This is a genomic window from Vibrio sp. Vb0304, from assembly GCF_033338995.1.
In the GTDB taxonomy this organism is placed as follows: Bacteria; Pseudomonadota; Gammaproteobacteria; order Enterobacterales; family Vibrionaceae; genus Vibrio; species Vibrio alginolyticus.
Window position 1 is genome coordinate 1 of the sequence record NZ_JAWOTT010000404.1, and the last position, 1,000, is coordinate 1,000.

Genomic DNA, 1,000 nt, shown 5'->3' on the forward strand with positions numbered 1-1,000 from the left:
TCTCTATCATCGTCATTCTCAAGCTCAGACATGATGTCTTTGCCCAAGAAGGCTAAATCAGTTTTCACTACGTGTGGTCGTTCAATCTCTTGAGAGACTTGCACTGCAAGCTTGTCTTCAGAGCGACCCATTTTTACGCGGTAAGTCGGTAAATCTTCGATGAACATAGTTGCGTGCTCAGGCATTTCAATCGGAATAATGTCGCCTGGTTGCAGTTCCATCAAATCGCGCAACGATATGTCTTTTTCCAGCAAATTCACTCGGAAGTTCACCGGACAGTCCATGATCTCTTCGCGCAGCGCTGAACTCCAACGTACGTCGGTTTCCATCTTGTCCGACTGAACACCAGCATCGAGCAACTCGCGGATTGGCTCGACCATGGAATACGGCATTACGACATGGAAGTCACCGCCACCGCCATCCACTTCAATATGGAATGAGCTCACGACAATCACTTCGGTCGGGCTCACGATGTTTGCCATGCTTGGGTTTACTTCAGAATCGAGGTATTCGAACTCGACGCCCATGACTGGCGACCACGCTTCTTTGTAGTCTTCAAACACGATTTTCAGCAGTAGCTGGATAATGCGACGCTCAGTTGGCGTAAATTCACGGCCTTCGATTTTGGCGTGGAAGCGGCCATCGCCACCAAAGAAGTTTTCTACCAGAATGAAGACAAGACGTGCTTCCATGGTAATCAATGCCGTACCTTTAAGAGGACGGAAGCGAACCATGTTCAAACTGGTTGGCACGTACAACGTATTTTGGTACTCGCCAAACTTCATCATCTGTACGCCGTTGATCGACACTTCGGCCGTTTTGCGCAGCATGTTAAACAGACTGATCCGCATGTGTCGTGCAAAACGCTCGTTAATCAGTTCGAGCGTTGGCATTCGACCACGGACAATCCTGTCTTGAGACGAGAAATCAAAACTGACGGCACCTTCCGTGTCGTTATCTAAGGGCTCATCAATGTCATCGACATCATCAACCCCGTGCA

Annotated in this window: 1 protein-coding gene; it reads right to left on the reverse strand. The window is 48.8% G+C overall.

Annotation, left to right across the window (positions count from 1 at the left end; all coding sequences use genetic code 11):
- On the reverse strand, window positions 1-1,000 hold a 1,000-nt coding region (fliM, locus tag R7P35_RS26560), incomplete at both ends, for a flagellar motor switch protein FliM (RefSeq protein ID WP_318093484.1).